The 3,910-nt window shown below is 70.0% G+C and carries 3 protein-coding genes and 1 pseudogene; all 4 read left to right on the forward strand.

Going from position 1 to position 3,910, the window contains the following annotated elements; genetic code table 11:
* Positions 1–30 precede the first annotated feature (30 nt).
* A complete protein-coding gene (locus JNK30_RS06500) occupies positions 31–357 on the forward strand; it encodes a hypothetical protein (protein WP_293481245.1) in 327 nt (108 codons plus the stop codon).
* Positions 358–374: 17 nt separating this feature from the next.
* Positions 375–965: a DUF4893 domain-containing protein gene (locus tag JNK30_RS06505; RefSeq protein ID WP_293481246.1), complete on the forward strand. Its 591-nt coding sequence runs from the start codon at positions 375–377 to the stop codon at positions 963–965.
* A gap of 75 nt (positions 966–1,040) precedes the next feature.
* Positions 1,041–2,228, forward strand: a complete 1,188-nt coding sequence (locus tag JNK30_RS06510; RefSeq protein WP_293481247.1) for a CoA transferase — start codon at positions 1,041–1,043, stop codon at positions 2,226–2,228.
* 170 nt (positions 2,229–2,398) lie between these two features.
* A pseudogene (locus JNK30_RS06515) lies at positions 2,399–3,910 on the forward strand (excinuclease ABC subunit A); the annotation flags it as partial.

Here is a 3,910-nt window from a genome sequence, read left to right on the forward strand (position 1 = left end):
TGGGCGGCGGTTCCCAACGGAGCGCCCATCGTGACCAGACCCCGACTGCCCTTCCTGATCGCCGCCTGCCTGATGGCGGGCGCGCCGCTGCCGGCGATGGCGCAGGCCTGGCAGGCCACGGTGGTCGCGGCGGCGCCGCGCGCCGCGCCGGCGCAGACGCTGTCGGCCGCCAGGACCCCCGCCGCCGACGCCAGGCGCCAGGCCGTCATCCTGCGCACGGAACCGCAGGCCCGCCCGCTGGATCTCAGCCCGGCCGAGGACGCGCCGGAGGTCGACATCCAGCCCAAGGCCGAGTGGTCGGACGACGAGGGATTGCGCCTGACGCCGACGCGTCTAGCGTTCAAGCGCCGCTTCTGAAGGTCGTCCCGCCCCGCATGCCTCTGCGCCTCGCCACAGCGTTCGCCGCGCTCGCCGGAGCCGCCGCGGCGCAGGACATGACCTGCACGCCCACGCGCGCCGACGCCCAGCGCCTCGAGCGGCTGGACATGGCGTGGCGCGAGGCGCGCGCCGACGCCGTCCGGGGCGGCGCGGCGGACGACCTGAGACGACTGGGACTGCTGGCCGAGCCGCGGCTGTCGCTCAACCGGCCGCAGCCCACGCCCGGACGCTACCAGTGCCGCACGATCAAGCTGGGCGCCGCGCGCGAAGGCATGCTGCCGTACATCGCCTACGGCTGGTTCCGCTGCTCGGTGCAGCTCACGCCCGGCGGCGACCTCGTCATGCGGAAGACCACCGGCTCCCAGCGTCCCGTTGGCCTCATCTGCCCCTCCGGCCGCCGCGCCGCGCGCTTCGTGGGCGTGCTGGAGCTCGGCGACGAGACCCGCACCCCGCGCTACGGGACCCAGGACGACCGGGACATGGTCGGTGTCGTCCAGCGCGTGGGGAACGAGCGCTGGCGCATCGTCTTCCCGTGGCCGGCCTATGAATCCAAGCTCGACATCCTGGAGCTGCGGCGCACCCGGTGAGGACCGCGGCCCGCTGGACTGACGCCGGGGCAAGTCTCGTTGCCTCGCCTCAAGCGAGCCTTGGGAGGATGGGCGATGGCGACCGGTCTGTTCAGCGACCTTCTGGTCATCGACTGCGCGAGCTTCATCGCCGGCCCGGCGGCGGCGACCGTCATGTCCGACTACGGCGCCCGCGTGATCAAGATCGAGCCGCCCGTCATCGGCGACGCCTACCGCAACCTGTTCCGGCTGCGCGGCACCCCTGACGACATCGACTACTTCTGGGCCCTGGAGTCGCGGAACAAGGAGAGCCTGGCGCTCGACCTGCGACAGCCCGAGGCGCAGACCGTCCTGCAGGCGCTGGTGCGCAAGGCGGACGTGTTCATCACCAACATCCCCTTCCCCGCCCGCGAGCGGCTGGGCGTGCGCGCCCAGGACCTGCGCCCCCTCAACAGCCGGCTGATCTACGCCTCGCTGACGCCGTACGGCGAGGCGGGGCCCGAGCGCGACCGCACGGGCTTCGACGCCACGGTCTGGTGGGCCCGGTCCGGCCTGATGGACATGGTGCGCGCGACGCCCGACCTGGAGCCGGCCATCTCGATGCCGGGCATGGGCGACCATCCGACGGCGATGGCCATGTACGGGGCGATCGTCACGGCGCTCTACAAGCGCCTGCAGACCGGCGAAGGATCGGAGGTCTCGACCTCGCTGCTCTCGAACGGGCTCTGGGCGAACGGATGCCAGGTGCAGGCCGCGCTCTGCGGATACGAACTGGCCAAGCGTCCGCAGCGCGGCGAGCGGGGCGTGCTGAACGAACTGTACCGGGCGGCCGACGACCGCCAGTTCATCATCTCGAGCACCAACCCGGCGCGCGACTGGCCGCTGCTGGCCAAGGCCCTTGGCCACGCCGACTGGCTCACCGATCCGCGCTTCGAGACCCCCGAGGCGCGGCTGGCGAACGGGCCGGCCCTGGTCGCCCTCTGCGACGAGATCTTCGCGACCCAGCCCTACGCGCACTGGGCGAGGATCCTCAGCGCCGGCGACGTGACCTTCGGCATCGTGGGCTCGATCTACGACCATCTTTCGGACGAGCAGATCGACGCCAACGGCCTGCTTCCGCAGGTCGAGGACAGCTGGATCCGCACCGTCGACAGCCCCTTCCAGATCGCCGGCGAGGGCAAGCGCGCGCCCCGGATGGCGCCGGACATCGGCCAGCATACCCGCGCGCTGCTGGAGGAGTTCGGGTTCGACGCCGCCACGATCGAGGCCGTCACGGCCGGCTGAGGGCCCCGTTCGTTCTCCCTGCTGCCAGCGTCGTGTCAGCAGCCCGCAGGGGCCAGATGACGCAGGCGCTTTGTTCCCCCTGTGTTCACGTGTTATCTGAGTCGCGGGTTACCTAAATTACGCCGTCCGCTCCCGGACCTCCGCGGGCGGCAAGGCGTTTCCGGGACAGAATGGCCGACCACCAGAACTTCATCCGCGTACGCGGTGCGCGCGAGCACAACCTCAAGGACGTCAGCGTCGACATTCCGCGCGGCGACCTGGTGGTCATCACCGGCCTGTCGGGATCGGGCAAGAGCTCGCTCGCCTTCGACACCATCTATGCCGAGGGCCAGCGCCGCTACGTCGAGAGCCTCTCGGCCTATGCGCGCCAGTTCCTGGAGCTGATGAGCAAGCCGGACGTGGACCTGATCGAGGGCCTGTCGCCGGCCATCTCGATCGAGCAGAAGACCACCAGCCGCAACCCGCGCTCCACCGTCGGCACGGTCACCGAGATCCACGACTACATGCGCCTGCTATGGGCGCGGGTCGGCGTGCCCTACTCGCCCGCTACGGGCCTGCCGATCGAGAGCCAGACCGTCAGCCAGATGGTCGACAAGCTGAACGCCCTGCCCGACGGCACGCGCCTGAACCTGCTGGCCCCCGTCGTGCGCGGCCGCAAGGGCGAGTACCGCAAGGAGTTCGCCGAGTGGCAGAAGGCCGGCTTCCAGCGCGTCAAGATCAACGGCGAGCTGATGCTGATCGAGGACGCCCCGGCCCTCGACAAGAAGTTCAAGCACGACATCGACATCGTCGTGGACCGGATCGTCACCAAGCCCGGCCAGGACCAGCGCTACGCCGACAGCCTGGCGACGGCGCTCCAGCTCGCCGACGGCATCGCCGTGGCCGAATGGGCCGACCTGGCCGAGGGTGAGACCGAGCCCCGGCGGCTGTTGTTCTCGGAGAAGTTCGCCTGCCCGGTGTCCGGGTTCACGATCAGCGAGATCGAGCCGCGGCTGTTCTCGTTCAACAACCCCTACGGCGCGTGCCCCGTGTGCGACGGCCTGGGCGCGAAGCTGGCCTTCGACGCCGACATGATCGTCCCCGACAAGGACAAGAGCCTGCACAAGGGCGCCATCTCGCCCTGGGCGAAGGGTCCCTCGCCGCTCTACACCCAGACCCTGCAGGCGCTCTCGCGCCACTACGGCTTCTCGATGGACGAGCCGTTCTGGAAGCTGCCCGAACAGGCGCGCAAAGTCGTGCTCTACGGCTCGGGCGACGAGAAGATCCGCTTCGTCTATGACGACAACGCCCGCAAGTACGAGGTCAACAAGACCTTCGAAGGCGTCCTGCCGAACCTGGAGCGCCGCTGGCGCGAGACGGACTCGAGCTGGGTCCGCGAGGAGCTGGGCCGCTACCAGTCCGAGACGCCTTGCACCGCCTGCGAAGGCTACCGCCTGAAGCCCGAGGCGCTGGCGGTGAAGATCGCCGGCGAGCACATCGGTGTCGTCTCGCGCCTGTCCATCAAGCATGCGCAGGAGTGGTTCGAGGGCCTCGAGACCACGCTGAGCGACAAGCAGATGGAGATCGCGCGGCGGATCCTGAAGGAGATCAATGACCGCCTGCGCTTCCTGGTGAACGTCGGCCTCGACTACCTGAACCTGTCGCGCAGTTCGGGCACGCTGTCGGGCGGCGAGAGCCAGCGC

Origin of the sequence: Phenylobacterium sp., assembly GCF_016793225.1 — a bacterium.
Taxonomy (GTDB): domain Bacteria; phylum Pseudomonadota; class Alphaproteobacteria; order Caulobacterales; family Caulobacteraceae; genus Phenylobacterium.

Excerpts from the sequence above, each read along its gene's own strand:
- JNK30_RS06505 (WP_293481246.1), top strand. The coding sequence starts at position 375 with ATGCCTCTGCGCCTCGCCACAGCGTTCGCCGCGCTCGCCGGAGCCGCC.
- JNK30_RS06510 (WP_293481247.1), top strand. The coding sequence starts at position 1,041 with ATGGCGACCGGTCTGTTCAGCGACCTTCTGGTCATCGACTGCGCGAGC.